We start from the raw sequence: 20245 nt of genomic DNA, 5'->3' as shown, positions 1-20245 counted from the left end.
CTTATACCTTTTTTAATTCCGCAGTTTTAGCCAGTAGCTTTTCTTATTTATTCCGACTCAGCGTCAGCGTTATATTTATTTTCCTGACTGAATTTTGGCGTTATAAAATCGTCATTCAGTATAATCGTCACCACCCGGCAGCACATTGTCTCAATGCTCAATTATCCAACGGGAGTGGCACGCTATTTTGAGCATATGCCCAACACAGTGGGCGCTGATGCACAGAATCAACGATTAGTGGTTCGGGAGCGATCGCGATCACATTCTCACCTTTCCTCTCCTGGCATTCTTTATTTCCTCAATAAGAAACAATTAACCATCTGGCTATATTTAGTATCAGATATTTTGCTGGAGAAGAGTGAACAATGGCCGATATTGAAATTCGACAGGCGTCGCCGACGGCGTTCTATATAAAAGTGCACGATACCGATAACGTGGCGATTATTGTCAACGACAATGGCTTAAAAGCTGGCACCCGCTTTCCGGATGGCCTGGAGCTGATTGAGCACATTCCGCAGGGGCATAAAGTCGCACTGGTCGATATCCCGGCGCAGGGCGAAATCGTGCGCTACGGCGAAGTCATCGGCTATGCGGTGCGCGCTATCCCGCAGGGTAGCTGGATTGAGGAGTCGCTGGTTGAGCTGCCCACCGCCCCGCCGCTGGAGTCGTTGCCGCTGGCTACCCGCGTCCCTGAGCCGTTGCCTCCGCTGGAGGGTTATACCTTCGAGGGTTACCGCAACGCGGATGGCAGCGTGGGAACCAAAAACCTGCTTGGCATCACCACCAGCGTGCATTGCGTGGCGGGCGTAGTGGATTATGTGGTGAAAATTATTGAGCGCGATCTGTTGCCGAAATACCCCAACGTTGACGGCGTGGTGGGTCTTAACCACCTGTACGGCTGCGGCATGGCGATCAACGCGCCCGCAGCGGTCGTGCCGATCCGCACGATTCACAATATCGCCCTTAACCCAAACTTTGGCGGTGAGGTCATGGTGATTGGTCTCGGCTGTGAAAAATTGCAGCCAGAACGCCTGTTGCAGGGTACTGAGGATGTGAAAGCCATTCCGGTTGACGATGCCAGTGTTGTGCGACTTCAGGATGAACACCATGTCGGCTTCAGATCGATGGTCGACGACATTTTACAGGTGGCAGAGCGCCATCTGGAGAAGCTGAACAAACGCCAGCGTGAAACCTGCCCGGCCTCTGAACTGGTCGTTGGGACACAGTGTGGCGGCAGCGATGCGTTTTCCGGCGTCACCGCTAACCCGGCGGTAGGTTATGCCTCCGATCTGTTCGTGCGCTGCGGCGCCACGGTGATGTTCTCCGAAGTCACCGAAGTACGTGATGCTATCCACCTGCTCACGCCGCGCGCCGTCAACGAAGAGGTGGGCAAACGCCTGCTGGAGGAGATGGCCTGGTACGATAACTATCTCGACATGGGCAAAACCGACCGCAGCGCCAACCCGTCTCCGGGTAACAAGAAAGGCGGCCTGGCGAACGTGGTGGAAAAGGCCCTCGGATCGATTGCCAAATCCGGCCAGAGCGCGATTGTGGAAGTGCTCTCACCTGGCCAGCGCCCAACCAAACGCGGCCTGATCTACGCGGCAACGCCTGCCAGTGATTTCGTGTGCGGCACCCAACAGGTGGCGTCCGGCATTACGGTACAGGTCTTTACCACCGGGCGCGGCACGCCGTACGGCCTGATGGCGGTACCGGTGATCAAAATGGCGACCCGCACCGAGCTGGCAAACCGCTGGTATGACTTAATGGATATCAACGCGGGCACCATCGCCACCGGGGAAGAGAGTATTGAAGAGGTGGGCTGGAAGCTGTTCCACTTCATTCTGGATGTGGCAAGCGGGCGGAAGAAAACCTTCTCCGATCAATGGGGATTGCATAACTCGCTGGCGGTGTTTAACCCGGCGCCGGTGACGTGATGGCCCCTCACCCAGCCCTCTCCCTTGAGGGAGAGGGCTGGGTGAGGGGGAACATACGGCTCTGGTGGTCATTCCGTTCACTTTATGTTCCTTGCTACTCTGTCACGACATGACCGGTGAACGTGCCAGGGTGGCTCAGTCGCCACCACCCTGGCGACCCGGGCTTCCGGCGGTAAATCGCCGCTTCGCGGTGCCTTCGGCTTATTCCTTCCGGCTTATCGGGGACGGGCGGAGGTAACATCCCTGTAAAGCCCGCCCTCTCGGCGCATCCCTGCGCCTCGCCCCGGCCTACAGGAAACGCCTCAGCGATTTACAGCCGGACCGAGGCATCGCTGAAAGCCCTCAGTTATTCTGAGGCAACGTTATCGCTTTTGCTTTCAAATTACTGGGGAACCCTCTCCCTATGGGGAGAGGGTTAGGGTGAGGGGAAAAGCCTCTTTAGACCAGCACCACATCGATCCCGCTTTTGCGTAATCCTTCAAGGCTTTCCGCCGGAATGCCTTCATCAACGATAATCATGTCGATCCGCTGAGTATCAATGATTTTATGCAGGCTTGAACGATTAAACTTGCTGGAGTCCGTGACAACGATAATACGCTCCGCCACCTCGCACATTTTGCGGTTCAGACGGGCTTCATCCTCGTTATGCGTACTCACCCCCCGGTCGAGATCGATGGCATCGACACCCAGGAACAGCAGGTCAAAATGGTAATTCTGTAAGGACTGCTCCGCCTGGTCGCCGTAGAAGGACTGCGACTGACGGCGCAAGTGCCCGCCGGTCATCAGCAGCTCTACGCCCTCCGCTTCCAGTAGTGCATTTGCCACGTTCATCCCGTTGGTCATGGCAATGACATCGGTGTGCTGGCGCAGCATGCGGGCAATTTCAAAGGTTGTGGTGCCGGAGTCCAGAATAATGCGGTGACCCGGCTTCACCAGTTCAGCCGCCGCCTGCGCGATGCTGCGCTTCACTGACGTATTAAGGGAACTTTTGTCCTCAACGGACGGCTCCACGCCGGGGGCATTGCCTTCGCAAATCAGCGCGCCGCCGTAAGCGCGAACGGCAATCCCCTGCTTTTCCAGAAAGGCCAGATCGTTACGGATCGTCACCGTCGACACGCCGTATAAAAGAGAAAGATCGTTAACCTGCACGCTTCCCTGCGCCCGCAACCGCTGAATGATCTGCTCTCGCCTTTCACTGGTGCCGGTGATGCGCTTCTCTGCGGATGAATCGGTGCTGCTCATACGAGCTCCTTAGTAAATACACTTTCGTTTCATTTCGTTTTGCTTATTAACGCCTTTCTTTTGAGGGAATGCAAGCCCTGTATGGTGTGCGGACGCAAGCTTAATCGCCGCTGAAACCTTTCATTATGTTTCTTTTGTGAAACAGATCGGAAAACTATTATCTTTCGTTTTATTTTTACCTCACCATAATGCAGTATCAAATGAAACAAAACGAAAGATGAATACCAACACCATCCGAAATGGAGAGGAAAGTGAAACATCTGACAGAAATGGTGGAACAACATAAACGGGGGAATACAAACGGGATTTATGCCGTCTGTTCCGCACATCCACTGGTACTTGAAGCTGCACTACGTTACGCCCATTCACAACAGACGCCCCTGCTGATAGAAGCCACCTCAAACCAGGTGGATCAGTTTGGCGGTTATACCGGTATGACGCCCGCCGATTTTTATGGGTTTGTCTGCAAGCTGGCGGGATCTCTTGGTTTCCCCACCTCGCAGCTGATCCTTGGCGGCGATCATTTAGGTCCAAACCGCTGGCAAAACCTGCCGGCTTCGCAGGCGATGGCGAACGCCGACGATCTGCTCAGAAGCTACGTGGCGGCCGGATTTAAAAAAATTCACCTCGATTGCAGCATGTCCTGCGAAGACGACCCGGTTCCGTTAACCGATGCAATCGTTGCCGGGCGTGCCGCTCGGCTGGCTAAAATTGCCGAAACCACCTGTCTCGAGCAATTTGGCGTAGCCGATCTGGTCTACGTTATCGGCACGGAAGTTCCGGTTCCCGGTGGGGCACACGAGACGCTGACCGAGCTTGAGGTCACCACGCCAGAGGCGGCACGCGCCACGCTTGAGGCACACCGCCACGCATTCGAGAAGGAAGGGTTAAGCGACATCTGGCCGCGCATTATTGGCCTGGTGGTTCAGCCTGGCGTTGAGTTCGACCATGCGCAGGTTTGTGACTATCAACCGCATAAAGCCGTCGCGCTGAGCGAGATGGTTGAAGCCTACGACACGCTTGTATTTGAAGCACACTCTACCGATTACCAGACGCCGCAGGCGCTGCGCCAGTTGGTGAAAGATCACTTCGCCATTCTGAAAGTCGGCCCTGCGCTAACCTTCGCGCTGCGCGAAGCGCTGTTCTCACTGGCAGCAATTGAAGAAGAGCTGCTGCCGGCAAAAGCCTGCTCAGGGCTGCGTCACGTCCTGGAAAACGTGATGCTCGATCGCCCGGAATACTGGCAAAGCCACTATCACGGCGACGGCAATGCCCGTCGCCTGGCGCGCGGTTACAGCTATTCCGACCGCGTGCGCTATTACTGGCCAGACAGCCAGATTGACGACGCCTTTGAGCGGCTGGTACGCAACCTGGCGGATGAACCGATTCCGCTGCCGCTGATCAGCCAGTATCTGCCGTTGCAGTACAGCAAAGTTCGCGATGGAGCTCTCAGGTCCACACCACGGGAACTCATCCTCGACCACATTCAGGACATACTCCAGCAGTACCATGCCGCCTGCGAAGGCGTAACGACTCAACACGCATAATTAAAAAGAGGAAAACGCTATGCCAAACATTGTCTTATGCCGCATTGATGAACGCCTGATCCACGGTCAGGTGGGCGTACAGTGGGTGGGGTTTGCGGGGGCGAACCTGGTGCTGGTGGCAAATGACGAGGTTGCAGACGATCCGGTTCAGCAAAACCTGATGGAGATGGTGCTGGCGGAAGGCATCGCCGTGCGTTTCTGGTCCCTGCAAAAAGTGATCGACAACATTCATCGCGCCGCCGACCGGCAGAAAATTCTGCTGGTCTGTAAAACACCGGCTGATTTTTTAACGCTGGTCGAGGGCGGCGTGCCCATCACCCGTATTAACGTCGGAAATATGCATTACGCCAGTGGCAAACAGCAAATTGCCAAAACGGTATCTGTAGACGCGAACGATATCGCCGCGTTTAACGGCCTGAAGGCGGCCGGAGTGGAATGCTTCGTTCAGGGCGTTCCAACAGAGACTGCTTTGGATCTCTTTAAACTGCTCTGAGGGATTCACAATGGAAATCAGTCTGTTGCAGGCTTTCGCGCTGGGGCTTCTCGCCTTTATAGCGGGCCTGGATATGTTTAACGGCTTAACACACATGCACCGTCCGGTGGTACTCGGGCCACTGGTTGGCCTGATTCTGGGCGATTTGCACACCGGAATTCTGACCGGCGGTACGTTAGAACTGGTCTGGATGGGACTCGCGCCGCTGGCGGGCGCGCAGCCGCCAAACGTGATTATCGGCACCATCGTTGGCACCACATTTGCCATTACTACAGGCGTGAAGCCGGATGTCGCCGTTGGGGTCGCCGTGCCGTTTGCCGTGGCGGTTCAGATGGGGATCACCTTCCTCTTCTCGGTGATGTCCGGCGTGATGTCCCGTTGCGATCGCATGGCGGCTAACGCAGACACCCGTGGTATTGAACGGGTCAACTATCTGGCACTGCTGGCGCTCGGCGTCTTCTACTTCCTGTGCGCGTTTCTGCCCATCTACTTCGGGGCTGAACATGCGAAAACCGCCATTGACGTGCTGCCGGAACGTCTGATCGACGGTCTCGGCGTCGCGGGCGGCATCATGCCAGCGATCGGCTTCGCCGTGCTGCTGAAGATCATGATGAAAAACGTTTACATCCCTTACTTCATTATCGGCTTTGTCGCCGCGGCCTGGCTGAAACTCCCGGTGCTGGCGATTGCCGCGGCTGCGCTGGCGATGGCGCTGATCGACCTGCTGCGCAAATCGCCTGAACCCACGGCGCCTGCGGCCCAGAAAGAGGAATTTGAAGATGGCATCTAATCACACCACCCTGCCGGGCGTGTCTGAAAGTGAAGAGACACTGCTGACCGGCGTGAATGAAAACGTCTACGAAGACCAGAGTATTGGCGCTGAGCTAACGAAAAAGGATATTAACCGTGTCGCCTGGCGTTCCATGCTGCTACAGGCCTCGTTTAACTACGAGCGTATGCAGGCCTCCGGCTGGCTGTATGGGCTACTGCCCGCGCTGAAAAAGATCCACACCAATAAGCGGGACCTGGCGCGCGCCATGAAAGGCCATATGGGCTTCTTCAACACCCACCCGTTCCTGGTGACCTTCGTCATCGGCATTATTCTGGCAATGGAGCGTTCCAAGCAGGATGTGAACAGCATCCAGAGCACTAAAATTGCCGTCGGCGCACCGCTCGGTGGCATTGGTGACGCCATGTTCTGGCTGACCCTGCTGCCCATCTGCGGGGGGATTGGCGCCAGCCTGGCGCTACAGGGATCCATTCTTGGCGCGGTGGTCTTTATCGTGCTGTTTAACGTGGTGCATCTCGGCCTGCGTTTTGGTCTGGCGCACTATGCCTACCGAATGGGTGTCGCCGCGATCCCGCTGATCAAGGCCAACACCAAAAAGGTTGGTCATGCTGCGTCCATTGTCGGGATGACAGTGATTGGTGCGCTGGTGGCAACCTATGTGCGCCTGAATACCACACTCGAGATTAAAGCCGGGGATGCGGTCGTCAAACTGCAAACCGATGTGATCGACAAACTGATGCCCGCCTTTCTGCCGCTGGTCTATACCCTGACCATGTTCTGGCTGGTACGCCGTGGCTGGAGCCCGCTGCGCCTGATTGGTATCACCGTGGTGCTGGGCGTTGTCGGTAAATTCTGTCACTTCCTGTAAAAAGCAAAGAGGTTGCGATGTTAGGCATTATTTTGACGGGTCACGGCGGTTTTGCCAGCGGGCTGGAACAGGCGATGAAGCAAATCCTCGGCGAACAGCCGCAGTTTATCGCCATCGATTTTCCGGAAAGCTCCACCACTGCGCGGCTGACCGCGCAGCTTGAGCAGGCAGTGAATGAACTGGATGCAGAGCACGATATTGTGTTTCTCACCGATCTTCTCGGCGGTACGCCGTTTCGTGTGGCCTCTACCCTCGCGATGCAGCGCCCCGGCAGCGAAGTGATCACCGGCACCAATCTCCAGCTTTTGCTGGAGATGGTTCTGGAGCGCGACGGGTTAAGCAGTGAAGCCTTTCGTTTGCAGGCGCTGGAGTGCGGCCATCGCGGCCTGACCAGCCTTGTGGATGAACTTGCACGCTGTCGCGAGGAAGCGCCCGCCGAGGAAGGGATATGAGCCAGCTGCTGCGCGCGCGTCGTCTGCTGACCGGGCAGGGCTGGCTGGATGACCATCAGCTGCGTATGGATAGAGGCGTCATCACCGCCATCGAGCCGATTCCGGCAGGGGTTAATACCCGCGAGGCAGACCTGCTTTGCCCGGCATACATTGATATCCACGTCCACGGCGGCGCGGGTGTGGATGTGATGGATGATGCGCCCGACGTGCTGGACCGGTTAGCCGTGCACAAAGCGCGTGAAGGCGTGGGGGCGTTTCTGCCTACCACCGTCACCGCTCCGCTGGAGGCGATCCATGGCGCGTTACGGCGCATTGCCCGGCGCTGTCATGCCGGTGGCCCCGGCGCGCAGATCCTGGGCAGCTATCTGGAAGGCCCGTACTTTACACCGCAGAACAAAGGGGCGCACCCGCCAGAACTGTTTCGCGAACTGGATCTCGCGGAACTTGATGAGCTGATTGCGGTTTCGCAGAACACGCTGCGGGTGGTGGCGCTTGCTCCGGAAAAAGTGGATGCCCTGAAGGCGATCCATCACTTCAAGCAAAAAGGGATACGCGTCATGCTGGGCCACAGCGCCGCTACATACGCGCAAACCCTGGCCGCATTTGATGCAGGCGCAGCCGGGCTGGTGCACTGCTACAACGGCATGACGGGGTTACACCACCGGGAGCCCGGCATGGTTGGCGCCGGGCTTACAGACCCACGCGCGTGGCTGGAGCTTATTGCCGACGGGCATCACGTTCATCCTGGAGCCATGCGGCTATGTTGTTGCTGCGCGAAGGATCGTACGGTGCTGATTACCGATGCCATGCAGGCGGCGGGTATGCCTGATGGGCGCTATACGTTGTGTGGTGAAAATGTCGAGATGCAGGGCGGCGTTGTCCGCACGGCCTCAGGCGGGCTGGCGGGCAGCACGCTCGCGCTGGATGCCGCCGTGCGAAATATGGTGGAGCATACGGGGATCGCCCCAGAAAACGCAATCCATATGGCCTCGCTGCATCCTGCCCGTCTGCTCGGGATGGATCACCTGCTGGGAACGTTAGCGCCAGGCAAACGCGCCAATGTTCTTGCGCTGGATGCGGGTTTACACCTCCGGCAGATCTGGATCCAGGGTCAGGCTCTTTCCCTGTAGCCCCTTCACAGTGTGCCCTGTTGGCCTTACGGAAGACGATCGTAAGGCCTTTCTTTTCCTTTCCTTGATTTTCGCCTTTCCTTTCGCGATGACAATTTTCGTTTTATTTCTTTTTCGCCATTGAACTTTCGATTTCTTTTCTATAAATTTTATTTAACTGCTAAAGTGAACAAGTGAAACGAAACGAAAGATAGCGACACATTTGCCAGCGTCTGATGTGGAATTCACACGACTAAGGACTGAGTTATGCCACAAACCACTATCGCCACCACCGGCACCTGGACCGAAAAAGAGATCCGCCAGCAGCCAGCCAGCTGGCTTCGCTCGCTCAACAATATTGATAATCTGCGCGCGTCGATCGACAGTTTTCTGACGCCACTGTTGCGCAAGCCCGATCTGCGGATCGTTCTAACCGGCGCGGGTACGTCTGCTTTTATCGGCGACATCATTGCGCCATGGCTTGCCAGCCACACGGGGAAAAACATCACCGCGATACCTACGACCGATCTGGTCACCAACCCGATGGATTATTTCAGCCCTTCGCACCCGCTGCTGCTGGTCTCTTTCGCCCGTTCTGGCAATAGCCCGGAGAGCGTCGCCGCCGTTGAGCTGGCGAATCAGTTTGTACCGGAGTGCTACCACCTGTCGATCACCTGTAATGAAGCAGGCAGCCTGTACCAGAATGCCGTCGACAGCGATAACGCCTGCGCTCTGCTCATGCCAGCCGAAACGCACGATCGCGGGTTCGCGATGACAAGCAGCATCACCACCATGATGGCGAGCTGCCTGGCGGTATTCGCACCGGAAACGATCAACAGCAAAACGTTCCGCGACGTGTCCGATCGCTGTCAGGCGATCCTCACATCGCTTGGCGATTTCAGTCCCGGCGTCTTTGGTAACGAACCGTGGAAACGCATTGTTTATCTGGGCAGCGGTGGATTACAGGGCGCCGCACGGGAGTCTGCGCTGAAGGTGCTGGAGCTGACCGCCGGCAAGCTGGCGGCATTCTACGATTCGCCCACGGGTTTCCGTCACGGGCCTAAGTCGCTGGTAGACAACGAAACGCTGGTCGTCGTGTTTGTCTCCAGCCATCCGTATACGCGTCAGTACGATCGGGATCTGCTCGCCGAGCTGCGACGCGATCGTCAGGCTATGCGCGTGGTAGCCATTGCAGCCGAAACGGATCCGGTCATTGAAGCTGGCCCGCATATCCTGCTGCCGCCTTCACGTTCATTTAACGATATGGAGCAGGCGTTCTGCTTCCTGATGTACGCCCAGGTCTTCGCACTGACCCAGTCTCTGCACGTTGGCAATACGCCGGATACGCCATCCGCCAGCGGTACGGTTAACCGTGTGGTCCAGGGCGTCGTTATTCATCCGTGGCAGGCTTAAGAGGACAGGCTCATGAGTATTATTTCTACTAAATATCTTTTGCAGGACGCACAGGCGAAGGGCTATGCCGTTCCGGCCTTTAACATCCATAACGCCGAGACGATCCAGGCGATCCTCGAAGTCTGTAGCGAAATGCGATCGCCGGTGATCCTCGCGGGTACGCCGGGGACGTTTAAACATATTGCGCTGGAAGAGATCTACGCCTTGTGCAGCGCATATTCTCTGACTTATGACATGCCGCTGGCGCTACACCTCGATCACCACGAATCGCTGGACGACATTCGCCGCAAAGTCCATGCCGGCGTACGTAGCGCAATGATCGACGGTAGCCATTACCCCTTCGAACAAAACGTCAAGCTGGTGAAATCGGTCGTCGATTTCTGCCACCTCAACGACTGTAGCGTCGAGGCCGAACTGGGCCGACTGGGCGGAGTGGAAGATGACATGAGCGTCGACGCCGAAAGCGCGTTCCTGACCGACCCGCAGGAAGCAAAACGCTTTGTCGAACTAACAGGCGTGGACAGCCTCGCCGTTGCCATCGGTACCGCGCACGGTCTCTATACCAAACGCCCAAAAATCGACTTCCAGCGGCTGGCCGAGATCCGCGAGGTAGTGACAGTGCCGTTGGTGCTGCACGGTGCGAGTGATGTGCCGGATGAGGATGTGCGCCGCACCATTGAGCTGGGCGTCTGCAAAGTTAACGTCGCAACAGAGCTGAAAATCGCCTTCTCTGACGCAGTCAAAGCCTGGTTTGCCGAGAACCCACAGGGCAACGATCCGCGCTTCTACATGCGCGTCGGCATGGATGCCATGAAAGAGGTGGTCAGAAGCAAAATCACCGTTTGCGGCTCGGCGAACCGGCTGCTGCTTGCGACTGAAGCCTGAACCCATCGCGCATAACGTTAGTACCTAAAAAAATAACTATAAGCCTCGCAAATATGAAGGCGCGTCCTTAAGCCGGACAGCGCCTTCCATTATCCTAAAAATCCGAGGAGTCCCTACATGACACAGGAAAAGTCGTTTAAATCGAAAGCGTGGGAGTTTTTCCAGAGCCTGGGAAAGACGTTTATGTTTCCGGTCTCACTGTTGGCCTTTATGGGGTTGTTGTTAGGTATCGGTAGTTCTGTCACCAGCCCTTCCACCATCAAAAGTTTTCCCTTTCTGGGCGGCGAGTTAACGCAGCTCACCTTTGGTTTTATCGCCATGGTCGGCGGCTTTGCTTTTACCTATCTGCCGCTGATGTTTGCCATGGCGATCCCGATGGGCCTTGCCAGACGTAATAAAGCGGTTGGCGCTTTTGCCGGATTCGTTGGCTACATGCTGATGAACATGAGCATCAACTACTACCTGACCGCCACCCACCAGCTTGCGGATGCCGCCACCATGAGACAGGTGGGACAATCCATTGTGCTTGGCATTCAAACGCTGGAGATGGGCGTGCTCGGCGGCATTGTGGTAGGGGTGATCACCTACTTCCTGCACGAACGTTTCCAGGACACGGTGCTGCACGACGCGTTTGCCTTCTTTAGCGGCATTCGTTTTGTGCCCATCATTACCGCCCTCACCCTGTCGCTGGTCGGCTTGTTTATCCCCCTGCTGTGGGAATATGTGGCAATGGGCATTGCCGGGATTGGTCATATCATCCAGAGCACCAGCGTCTTTGGGCCGTTCCTGTATGGCGTAGGCGTACTGCTGCTCAAACCTTTTGGCCTGCACCACATCCTGCTGGCGATGGTGCGCTTCACCCCGGCGGGCGGCATTGAGATGGTTAACGGCCAGGAAGTGGCCGGTGCGCTGAACATTTTCTACGCCGAGCTGAAAGCTGGCCTGCCGTTTAGCCCGCACGTTACGGCATTTTTATCGCAAGGGTTTATGCCGACATTTATCTTCGGCCTGCCTGCCGTGGCTTACGCTATCTACCGCACCGCGCGCCCGGAAAACCGTCCGGTGATTAAAGGGCTGCTGCTTTCAGGCGTGCTGGTTTCAGTTGTCACGGGTATTTCAGAGCCGATTGAGTTCCTGTTCCTGTTTATTGCCCCTGTGCTTTACGCGTTTCATATCGTTATGTCTGGCCTGGCGCTGATGGTGATGGCGCTGCTCGGCGTCACCATCGGCAACACCGACGGCGGCATTCTGGATCTGCTGATCTTCGGCGTCATGCAGGGGATGTCGACCAAATGGTATCTGCTGTTCCCGGTGGGTATTGCCTGGTTTGCTATCTACTTCTTCGTCTTCCGCTGGTACATCCTCAGGCACGATATTAAAACGCCGGGCCGTGAGGTTGACGCGCAGGGCGCGCTCCAGGCGGTGGAAGCCAATACCCGGGCACGTGGAAAATCGAAATACGATCATGGGCTTATTCTTCGCGCGCTTGGCGGTAAAGAGAATATTGAGTCGCTCGACAACTGCATCACCCGCTTACGTCTTGTGGTAAAAGAGATGGGGCTTATCGACCAGCAGGCGCTGAAGGCCGCGGGCGCCTTGTCAGTAGTAGTGCTTGATGCCCACAGCGTTCAGGTGATCATCGGTCCGCAGGTGCAGAGCGTCAAATCCGGCATTGAAGCCTTAATTTAACAGGGGGACGTTGTGTTTGATTTCGACAGAATCATTGAGCGTAAAAGCGATAAATGCCGTAAATGGGATCATACGTTTGTGTGCTCGCGTTTCGGTGATGTCCCGGAGGGATTTATCCCGCTGTGGATAGCAGATATGGATTTCACCTCGCCACCCGCCGTGATTGAAGGCTTCCAGCGCATCGTGGAGCATGGCACCTTCGGTTACACCTGGTGCTTCGACGAATTCTACGATGCGGTCATCGCCTTCCAGCGTAGCCGTCATCAGGTTGAGGTGCATAAGTCATGGATCACCCTGACCTACGGCACCGTTTCCACGCTGCACTATACGGTTCAGGCGTTCTGCAAACCCGGCGACTGCGTGATGATGAATACCCCGGTGTATGACCCGTTTGCGATGGCGACACAGCGACAGGGCGTGCGGGTGCTTGCAAATCCGCTGAGCGTGAAGGAAAACCGCTATCAGCTGGATTTTAATCTGATTGAAGTTCAGCTCAAAACTCACCGTCCAAAACTGTGGTTCTTCTGCTCGCCGCATAACCCCTCGGGCCGAATCTGGCGCGCGGATGAGATACGTCAGGTGTCCGATCTCTGTAAGCGCTACGGCACGATTCTGGTGGTTGATGAGGTTCACGCCGAGCACATTCTGGACGGTACATTCGTCAGTTGTCTGACTTCGGGCTGTGCCGCCCAGGACAACCTGATTGTGCTGACCTCCCCCAATAAAGCCTTCAACCTTGGCGGGCTAAAAACATCCTACTCAATGATTCCAGACGATTCGCTGCGCCAGCGTTTCCGCCAGCAGCTGGAGAAGAACTCCATTACCTCGCCCAATATCTTCGGCGTGTGGGGAATTATTCTGGCTTATCAGCAAGGTCTGCCATGGCTCGACGCGCTGAATGGTTATCTGCGCGGCAATGCCCGCTACCTTGCGGATGCCATTCAGACCCATTTCCCTGCATGGAAGATGATGAACCCGGAGTCGTCGTATCTCGCCTGGATAGACGTCAGTGCGGACGATCGCAGTGCGACGGCGCTAACTCAACATTTCGCAAAACAGGCTGGCGTGGTCATTGAAGATGGCAGCCACTACGTACAAAACGGCGAAAACTACCTGCGTATTAACTTCGGCACCCAGCGCTACTGGCTGGAACAGTCCATCAACCGAATGCTGAAGCATTACTGATAAGGATCTTACCCCGATGAAAAAAATGCTCACTCTCTCGCTGCTGACTCTCTGTGTTTCTCATGGCGCGGCAGCAGCAAACTACGCGCTCAGTAACGACAATATTGCCCTTTCGTTTGATGATGCAAACGCAACGGTAGTGGTAACGGACAGCAAAGCTAACCATCCGCTCACGCCCCAGGAGTTGTTCTTTCTGACGCTACCGGATGAAACAAAAATCCACACCGCTGATTTCAAAATCAAGCACGTCGAAAAGCAGGACAATGCGATAGTCATCGACTTTACGCATCCGGATTTTAACGTAACGGTGAAACTGAACCTGGTGAAGGGAAAATACGCCAGCATCGGCTACACCATCGCCGCCGTCGGGCAGCCGCGGGACGTAGCGAAAATTACCTTCTTCCCGACGAAGAAGCAGTCTCAGGCACCTTACGTTGACGGGGCGATTAACAGCTCGCCAATCGTGGCCGACTCGTTCTTCATCCTGCCAGACAAACCGATTGTGAATACTTACGCTTATGAAGCCACCACGAACCTCAACGTGGAGCTGAAAACGCCAATTCTGCCTGAGACACCGGTTAGTTTTACCACCTGGTTCGGCACTTTCCCGGAAACTAATCAGCTGCGCCGCAGCGTAAACCAGTTTATCGATGCCGTGCGTCCGCGGCCTTATAAGCCTTACCTGCACTACAACAGCTGGATGGACATCGGCTTCTTTACCCCTTACTCCGAGCAGGATGTCATTGGGCGGATGGACGAATGGAATAAAGAATTTATTGCCGGACGCGGGGTGGCGCTGGACGCGTTCCTGCTGGACGATGGCTGGGACGATCGCACCGGACGCTGGCTGTTTGGCCCGGCATTCAGCAACGGTTTTGGCAAAGTCAGGGAAAAAGCCGACAGCCTGCATAGCTCGGTTGGGCTGTGGCTTTCTCCGTGGGGCGGATACAACAAGCCGCGCGATATTCGCGTCTCGCATGCAAAAGAGTATGGTTTCGAAACCGTAGACGGCAAGCTGGCGCTGTCGGGGCCGAACTACTTTAAAAACTTCAACGATCAGATCATCAAGCTGATCAAAAACGAGCACATTACCTCGTTCAAACTCGACGGAATGGGTAACGCCAATTCGCACATCAAGGGCAGCCCATTTGCATCGGATTTTGACGCGTCCATTGCCCTGCTGCACAACATGCGTAGCGCAAATCCGAACCTGTTTATCAACCTGACCACAGGCACCGACGCCAGCCCGTCCTGGCTGTTCTATGCTGATTCAATCTGGCGTCAGGGCGATGATATCAACCTGTACGGCCCCGGCACGCCAGTGCAGCAGTGGATGACCTACCGCGATGCCGAAACCTGGCGATCCATCGTGCGTAAAGGTCCGCTGTTCCCGCTTAACTCACTGATGTACCACGGGATCGTCAGCGCAGAGAACGCTTACTATGGACTCGAGAAAGTGCAAACAGACAGCGATTTTGCCGATCAGGTCTGGAGCTACTTCGCAACCGGAACTCAGCTTCAGGAGCTGTACATCACGCCGTCCATGCTGAATAAGGCGAAGTGGGATACCCTGGCGCAGGCGGCGAAATGGTCGCGTGAGAATGCCAGCGTGCTGGTGGATACTCACTGGATTGGCGGTGACCCAACTTCGCTTGAGGTTTACGGCTGGGCCTCATGGAGTAAAGACAAAGCGATTTTTGGCTTACGCAACCCATCGGATAAGCCGCAACGTTACTTCCTGGATTTAACCAAAGATTTTGAGATCCCGGCAGGAGAGCGTTCGCAGTTTACCCTGAAAGCCGTGTACGGCAGTAATTCGACCGTACCAGAGGAGTATAAAAACGCTGTGGTGATTACGCTGCAACCGCTGGAAACGCTGGTGTTTGAGGCGATGCCGGAGAAATAGTGAGGCTTTGACACGGTGTAGGCCGGGTAAGGCGAAGCCGCCACCCGGCAAAACAGGCGGCAGGGTCTTACTCCCCCTGCTGCTCCAGCGCATATTTATACAGCGCATTTTTCTTCACGCCGTGGATCTCCGCCGCCAGCGCCGCCGCTTTTTTCAGGGGGAGTTCAACCTGTAGCAGGACCAGCGTACGCAGCGCATCGGCAGGCAGAGCGTATTCCTGCGCTTTGTGGCCTTCAACAATCAGCACCATTTCGCCCTTGCGGCGGTTTTCATCCTCTTTCACCCACGCCAGCAGTTCGCCAATCGGCGCACCGTGAATAGTTTCCCACGTTTTGGTCAGCTCGCGCGCCAGCACCACATAGCGGGCTTCGCCCCAGACGGTCACCATATCTTCCAGGCTTTCCAGCAGACGGTGGGTTGATTCGTAGAAGATCAACGTACGCGGTTCAGCTTCCAGATCCTTTAACACATCGCGACGGCCTTTGGATTTAGCAGGCAGGAAGCCTTCGTAGCAGAAACGATCGGACGGCAGACCCGCAGCGCTTAACGCCGCAATCGCCGCGCACGGCCCCGGCAGCGGCACAACGCGGATGCCTGCTTCCCGGCAGGTGCGTACCAGATGGTAGCCCGGATCGTTGATCAGCGGCGTTCCCGCATCGGAGACCAGCGCGATGTTCTGCCCTTCTTTAAGCTTCGCCACCAGCGTTTCGGCTTTTTGTTGCTCATTGTGATCGTGCAGGGCAAACAAACGGGCGTTGATGGCAAAGTGTTGTAGCAGTAAACCGGTATGACGGGTGTCTTCAGCCGCAATTAAATCAACAGCTTGCAATACGGTGAGCGCACGTTGGGTAATATCAGACAAATTCCCGATAGGAGTAGGTACAATATAAAGCTGGCCTTGAGAATTATCTGCCGTTTCGTGTTGTTTCATTGTTTCGTCCGTATTGCCGATTTAATATTGAGCATTGCGTAAAAAAATCACTGGATACAGTATGGTACCGTTAACGTTTCTTCGAAAAAAAGCCGCGCACAGCGTGCCCCTCCTGCTGGCAGCCCTGATCTTTACCGGCTGCGGCACCCAGGCACCTGACCAGAGCACTGCTCATATGCAGGGATCCGCTCAGGCTGATTCTGGCTTTTATCTGCAACAAATGTCGCAGAGTACAAATGATACCAGGATCAACTGGCAATTACTCGCCATTCGTGCACTGCTGAAAGAAGGGAAAAACCAGCAGGCCGCCGAGCTGTTCAGCCAGCTGCCGCAGGATCTTAACGACACTCAGCGCCATGAGCAGACGCTGCTGTCGGCAGAACTGAAGGTCGCGCAAAAAGATTACGACGGCGCGAAGAAGATCCTCGGCACCATCGATCTCAGCACGCTGGATAAAAACCAGCAGGCCCGTTTCTGGCAGGCCGGTATCACCGCTGAGCAGGGTCGCCCTTCCCTGACGCTACTCCGCGCGCTGATTGCCCAGGAGCCTCTGCTCGCGGGTGCGGACAAGCAAAAAAATATTGACGCAACCTGGCAGGCGCTCGCCTCCATGACCCAGGATCAGGCCAAGGCGCTGGTAATCAACGCCGATGAAAATGTCCTGCAAGGCTGGCTGGATCTGCAACAGATGTGGTTCAACAACCGCAGCGATCCGAACATGCTGAAAGCCGGCATTACCGACTGGCAAAAGCGTTACCCGCAAAACCCGGGAGCGAAAATGCTGCCAACGCAGCTGGTGAACGTGCAAAACTTTAAGCCCGCCTCCACCAGCAAAATTGCCCTGCTGCTGCCGTTAAACGGTCAGGCTGCGGTGTTTGGTCGCGCCATTCAGCAAGGTTTTGAAGCCGCGAAAAACGGCACCACCGCCGTCAGCGGCAGCGCGGTTCCGGCGCAGGCTGCACAGGCGGCGAATGTGAATGACGTTGTCAGCCCGTCCGCCGCCGAAACCAGCGACCTGACCACCGCGCAAACCCCTGCGCAGGGCACCATGCAGAATCCGGTTACTGCCCCAACGACGCAGCCTGCTACCCCAGCGCCTGCGGCAACACAGGCCCCGGCTGAAACACCGGCGCCCGCGACGGCAGAACAACCTCAGCCGCAAACCGCGCAGCCGGAACAGCAGCCAGCAGCCCAGCCGCAGGCTGTGGTCACCACCAGCGCTAACCCTGGTGCAGAGTTGAAAATCTACGACACCAGCGCCCAGCCGCTTGACCAGGTGCTGGCGCAGGTTCAGCAGGACGGGGCCAGCATCGTTGTCGGCCCGCTGTTGAAAAACAACGTGGAAGCGCTGATGAAGAGCAACACCACGCTGAACGTGCTGGCGCTTAACCAGCCTGAGCAGGTTCAGAACCGCGCCAATATCTGTTACTTCGCCCTCTCTCCGGAGGATGAAGCCCGCGATGCGGCCCGCCATATTCACGAGCAGGGCAAGCAGGCGCCGCTGCTGCTGATCCCACGCAGCACGCTGGGCGATCGCGTTGCCAACGCGTTTGCGCAAGAGTGGCAGACCCTTGGCGGTGGCGTGGTGTTGCAGCAGAAATTTGGCTCAGCTTCCGAACTGAGAGCGGGCGTGAACGGCGGGGCAGGTATTGCCCTCAACGGTAGCCCGGTATCCGCCAGCCTGCCGCAGCAGCAGAGCGTCACCATCGGCGGTCTGACGATCCCGGCACCACCTACCGACGCGCAAATCAGCGGCGGCGGTAAAGTGGATTCGGCGTACATCGTCGCTACGCCGGAAGAGATCGCCTTTATCAAACCGATGATCGCCATGCGTAACGGCAGCCAGAGCGGTGCAACGCTCTACGCCAGCTCACGCAGCGCACAGGGTACCGCAGGCCCGGATTTCCGTCTGGAAATGGAAGGACTGCAATACAGCGAGATCCCCATGCTGGCAGGCAGCAACCCGCAGTTGATGCAGCAGGCGCTGGGCGCGGTGCGCAATGACTATTCCCTGGCGCGTCTGTACGCGATGGGCGTCGATGCCTGGGCGCTGGCAAACCACTTCACCCAGATGCGTCAGGTACCGGGCTTCGAGCTTAACGGGAATACCGGCGATCTGACCGCCGATCAGGATTGTGTGATTAACAGGAAGTTATCATGGCTCAAATACCAGCAGGGGCAGATTGTCCCGGCCAGTTAAGCCGTAAACAGACCGGCGACGCGTGGGAGTTAAAGGCGCGTCGCTGGCTTGAAGGCAAAGGACTGCGCTTTGTCGCCGCCAACGTTCGCGGGCGCGGCGGCGAGATTGACCTGATCATGAAAGACGGTCAGACCATCGTGTTTGTTGAAGTTCGCTTCCGACAGTCGTCCCGTTTTGGCGGTGCTGCCGCCAGCGTGACGCTCGCCAAACAACAAAAATTATTACAGACTGCCCACTTGTGGCTTGCCCGCCATAATGGGAGTTTTGATACTGTGGATTGCCGTTTCGATGTGGTAGCCTTCACCGGAAATGCGATCGACTGGCTTAAAAACGCGTTTGGCGAAGACGCATAAATAAGATTTTAAAGGGATACCGTGCTCGAACGAATTAAAGTGTGCTTCACAGAAAGCATTCAAACGCAGATTGCCGCGGCGGAAGCCCTTCCGGACGCGATCTCGCGTGCAGCGATGACGCTGGTTCAGTCGCTGCTCAACGGCAACAAAATCCTCTGTTGTGGCAATGGCACGTCCGCCGCCAACGCACAGCATTTTGCTGCCAGCATGATCAATCGCTTCGAAACCGAGCGCCCGAGTTTACCTGCCATTGCACTAAACACCGATAACGTGGTCTTAACTGCGATTGCCAACGATCGTCTGCATGACGAAATCTACGCCAAGCAGGTGCGCGCCTTAGGCCATGCCGGAGACGTGCTGCTGGCGATCTCCACGCGCGGTAACAGCCGGGATATCGTTAAAGCGGTTGAAGCGGCCGTGACCCGGGATATGACGATTGTCGCCCTGACCGGTTACGACGGCGGAGAGCTGGCTGGCCTGCTGGGGCCGCAGGATGTGGAGATCCGCATTCCTTCGCACCGTAGCGCCCGCATCCAGGAGATGCATATGCTCACGGTGAACTGCTTATGCGATCTGATCGATAACACGCTTTTCCCTCACCAGGATGATTAAGGAGTTCTCATGAAGGTTTTATCGGCCCTTGCAGTCGTGATGTCTGCATTACTGCTTCAGGGATGCATCGCTGCCGCTGTAGTCGGCACCGCAGCGGTCGGCACCAAAGCAGCGACCGATCCGCGTACCGTTGGGACGCAGGTGGATGATGGTACGCTTGAGCTGCGCGTAAACAGTGCGCTGTCGAAAGACGAGCAGATCAAGAAGGAAGCACGCATCAACGTGACGGCTTATCAGGGCAAAGTGCTGCTGGCAGGCCAGGCGCCAAATCCTGAACTCGCCTCGCGCGCCAAACAGATTGCGATGGGTGTGGAAGGTACGGCGGAAGTGTTTAACGAGATCCGCCAGGGCCAGCCGATTGGTCTCGGCACCGCGTCATCTGATACCTGGATCACCACCAAAGTGCGTTCCCAGCTGCTGGGTACCGACCAGGTGAAATCCTCAAACGTGAAAGTGACCACGGAGAACGGCGAAGTGTTCCTGCTGGGTCTGGTGACGGAACGTGAAGGGAAAGCGGCGGCGGATATCGCCAGCCGGGTGAGCGGCGTGAAACACGTCACCACCGCCTTTACTTACATTAAGTAATTACCACCTGACTACAGGCCCGGTAAGCGCTAGCGCCACCGGGCTTTT

The 20245-nt window shown here is 56.4% G+C and carries 18 protein-coding genes; 16 read left to right on the top strand and 2 right to left on the bottom strand.

Going from position 1 to position 20245, the window contains the following annotated elements; genetic code table 11:
* Window positions 1-365: 365 nt before the first annotated feature.
* Window positions 366-1937 (top strand): galactarate dehydratase, encoded by a 1572-nt coding sequence (garD, locus tag SK62_RS02230; RefSeq protein ID WP_047719112.1) that lies wholly within the window; start codon window positions 366-368, stop codon window positions 1935-1937.
* A gap of 438 nt (window positions 1938-2375) precedes the next feature.
* Here the strand turns inward: garD and SK62_RS02225 are convergent, their stop codons facing one another.
* Window positions 2376-3179: a DeoR family transcriptional regulator gene (locus SK62_RS02225; protein WP_047719114.1), complete on the bottom strand. Its 804-nt coding sequence runs from the start codon at window positions 3177-3179 to the stop codon at window positions 2376-2378.
* 239 nt (window positions 3180-3418) lie between these two features.
* Here SK62_RS02225 and kbaZ point away from each other — a divergent pair, with 239 nt between their 5' ends.
* The 11 genes from kbaZ (at window position 3419) to SK62_RS02170 (ending at window position 15516) form a co-directional block, all read left to right on the top strand.
* Complete coding sequence (gene kbaZ / locus SK62_RS02220) at window positions 3419-4726, top strand: tagatose-bisphosphate aldolase subunit KbaZ (RefSeq protein ID WP_047719116.1); 1308 nt, start codon at window positions 3419-3421, stop codon at window positions 4724-4726.
* A 19-nt stretch (window positions 4727-4745) separates the two neighbouring features.
* On the top strand, window positions 4746-5219 hold the full coding sequence (agaV, locus tag SK62_RS02215) for a PTS N-acetylgalactosamine transporter subunit IIB (RefSeq protein WP_003861728.1): 474 nt from the start codon (window positions 4746-4748) through the stop codon (window positions 5217-5219).
* Window positions 5220-5229: 10 nt separating this feature from the next.
* On the top strand, window positions 5230-6009 hold the full coding sequence (agaW, locus tag SK62_RS02210) for a PTS N-acetylgalactosamine transporter subunit IIC (RefSeq protein ID WP_003861730.1): 780 nt from the start codon (window positions 5230-5232) through the stop codon (window positions 6007-6009).
* Window positions 5999-6877, top strand: a complete 879-nt coding sequence (agaE, locus tag SK62_RS02205) for a PTS N-acetylgalactosamine transporter subunit IID (RefSeq protein WP_017693933.1) — start codon at window positions 5999-6001, stop codon at window positions 6875-6877. Before agaW ends, agaE begins: the two co-directional genes overlap by 11 nt.
* 17 nt (window positions 6878-6894) lie before the next feature.
* Window positions 6895-7329 (top strand): PTS galactosamine/N-acetylgalactosamine transporter subunit IIA, encoded by a 435-nt coding sequence (agaF, locus tag SK62_RS02200; RefSeq protein ID WP_017382441.1) that lies wholly within the window; start codon window positions 6895-6897, stop codon window positions 7327-7329.
* Window positions 7326-8459, top strand: coding sequence for an N-acetylglucosamine-6-phosphate deacetylase (gene nagA / locus SK62_RS02195; RefSeq protein ID WP_047719119.1), 1134 nt, complete (start codon window positions 7326-7328; stop codon window positions 8457-8459). Before agaF ends, nagA begins: the two co-directional genes overlap by 4 nt.
* Window positions 8460-8705: 246 nt before the next feature.
* Entirely contained in the window at window positions 8706-9851 is a 1146-nt protein-coding gene (locus SK62_RS02190; protein WP_015571960.1) for an SIS domain-containing protein, read from the top strand.
* 12 nt (window positions 9852-9863) lie between these two features.
* Window positions 9864-10736: a tagatose-bisphosphate aldolase subunit KbaY gene (gene kbaY / locus SK62_RS02185; protein WP_032672044.1), complete on the top strand. Its 873-nt coding sequence runs from the start codon at window positions 9864-9866 to the stop codon at window positions 10734-10736.
* Between the two features lie 117 nt (window positions 10737-10853).
* Entirely contained in the window at window positions 10854-12425 is a 1572-nt protein-coding gene (gene malX, locus SK62_RS02180) for a maltose/glucose-specific PTS transporter subunit IIBC (protein WP_039269676.1), read from the top strand.
* A 12-nt stretch (window positions 12426-12437) separates the two neighbouring features.
* Window positions 12438-13610 carry a MalY/PatB family protein gene (locus SK62_RS02175; RefSeq protein WP_032104417.1) on the top strand — a complete coding sequence of 391 codons (1173 nt, stop codon included), beginning with the start codon at window positions 12438-12440 and terminating at the stop codon, window positions 13608-13610.
* A gap of 16 nt (window positions 13611-13626) precedes the next feature.
* A complete protein-coding gene (locus SK62_RS02170; RefSeq protein WP_047719120.1) occupies window positions 13627-15516 on the top strand; it encodes an alpha-galactosidase in 1890 nt (629 codons plus the stop codon).
* A 67-nt stretch (window positions 15517-15583) separates the two neighbouring features.
* Here the strand turns inward: SK62_RS02170 and rsmI are convergent, their stop codons facing one another.
* Entirely contained in the window at window positions 15584-16447 is an 864-nt protein-coding gene (rsmI, locus tag SK62_RS02165) for a 16S rRNA (cytidine(1402)-2'-O)-methyltransferase (RefSeq protein ID WP_047719122.1), read from the bottom strand.
* A gap of 61 nt (window positions 16448-16508) precedes the next feature.
* Between rsmI and SK62_RS02160 the strand changes: the two genes are divergently transcribed.
* From SK62_RS02160 to dolP, 4 genes are read left to right on the top strand one after another with little or no spacing between them, the layout of a single operon-like run.
* A complete protein-coding gene (locus SK62_RS02160; RefSeq protein WP_047719124.1) occupies window positions 16509-18647 on the top strand; it encodes a penicillin-binding protein activator in 2139 nt (712 codons plus the stop codon).
* Window positions 18605-19000 carry a YraN family protein gene (locus SK62_RS22770; protein ID WP_017382447.1) on the top strand — a complete coding sequence of 132 codons (396 nt, stop codon included), beginning with the start codon at window positions 18605-18607 and terminating at the stop codon, window positions 18998-19000. Before SK62_RS02160 ends, SK62_RS22770 begins: the two co-directional genes overlap by 43 nt.
* 21 nt (window positions 19001-19021) lie before the next feature.
* The gene (gene diaA, locus SK62_RS22765) at window positions 19022-19612 is read left to right on the top strand and encodes a DnaA initiator-associating protein DiaA (RefSeq protein WP_003861754.1); all 591 of its coding nucleotides are present in this window, start codon (window positions 19022-19024) and stop codon (window positions 19610-19612) included.
* A gap of 9 nt (window positions 19613-19621) precedes the next feature.
* Window positions 19622-20197 carry a division/outer membrane stress-associated lipid-binding lipoprotein gene (gene dolP / locus SK62_RS02145; RefSeq protein ID WP_006812102.1) on the top strand — a complete coding sequence of 192 codons (576 nt, stop codon included), beginning with the start codon at window positions 19622-19624 and terminating at the stop codon, window positions 20195-20197.
* Window positions 20198-20245 lie beyond the last annotated feature (48 nt).

The organism is Enterobacter sp. BIDMC109, assembly GCF_001037885.1.
Classification (GTDB): domain Bacteria; phylum Pseudomonadota; class Gammaproteobacteria; order Enterobacterales; family Enterobacteriaceae; genus Enterobacter; species Enterobacter hormaechei_C.
The sequence above is the reverse complement of the archived record's forward strand: the minus strand, read 5'-3'. Positions and strand labels throughout refer to the sequence as shown.

Excerpts from the sequence above, each read along its gene's own strand:
- SK62_RS22770 (WP_017382447.1), top strand. The coding sequence starts at position 18,605 with ATGGCTCAAATACCAGCAGGGGCAGATTGTCCCGGCCAGTTAAGCCGT.
- agaV (WP_003861728.1), top strand. The coding sequence starts at position 4,746 with ATGCCAAACATTGTCTTATGCCGCATTGATGAACGCCTGATCCACGGT.
- rsmI (WP_047719122.1), bottom strand. The coding sequence starts at position 16,447 with ATGAAACAACACGAAACGGCAGATAATTCTCAAGGCCAGCTTTATATT.
- dolP (WP_006812102.1), top strand. The coding sequence starts at position 19,622 with ATGAAGGTTTTATCGGCCCTTGCAGTCGTGATGTCTGCATTACTGCTT.
- SK62_RS02190 (WP_015571960.1), top strand. The coding sequence starts at position 8,706 with ATGCCACAAACCACTATCGCCACCACCGGCACCTGGACCGAAAAAGAG.
- garD (WP_047719112.1), top strand. The coding sequence starts at position 366 with ATGGCCGATATTGAAATTCGACAGGCGTCGCCGACGGCGTTCTATATA.
- nagA (WP_047719119.1), top strand. The coding sequence starts at position 7,326 with ATGAGCCAGCTGCTGCGCGCGCGTCGTCTGCTGACCGGGCAGGGCTGG.
- SK62_RS02170 (WP_047719120.1), top strand. The coding sequence starts at position 13,627 with ATGAAAAAAATGCTCACTCTCTCGCTGCTGACTCTCTGTGTTTCTCAT.
- agaE (WP_017693933.1), top strand. The coding sequence starts at position 5,999 with ATGGCATCTAATCACACCACCCTGCCGGGCGTGTCTGAAAGTGAAGAG.
- agaW (WP_003861730.1), top strand. The coding sequence starts at position 5,230 with ATGGAAATCAGTCTGTTGCAGGCTTTCGCGCTGGGGCTTCTCGCCTTT.
- kbaY (WP_032672044.1), top strand. The coding sequence starts at position 9,864 with ATGAGTATTATTTCTACTAAATATCTTTTGCAGGACGCACAGGCGAAG.
- kbaZ (WP_047719116.1), top strand. The coding sequence starts at position 3,419 with ATGGAGAGGAAAGTGAAACATCTGACAGAAATGGTGGAACAACATAAA.
- agaF (WP_017382441.1), top strand. The coding sequence starts at position 6,895 with ATGTTAGGCATTATTTTGACGGGTCACGGCGGTTTTGCCAGCGGGCTG.
- SK62_RS02225 (WP_047719114.1), bottom strand. The coding sequence starts at position 3,179 with ATGAGCAGCACCGATTCATCCGCAGAGAAGCGCATCACCGGCACCAGT.
- malX (WP_039269676.1), top strand. The coding sequence starts at position 10,854 with ATGACACAGGAAAAGTCGTTTAAATCGAAAGCGTGGGAGTTTTTCCAG.
- SK62_RS02160 (WP_047719124.1), top strand. The coding sequence starts at position 16,509 with ATGGTACCGTTAACGTTTCTTCGAAAAAAAGCCGCGCACAGCGTGCCC.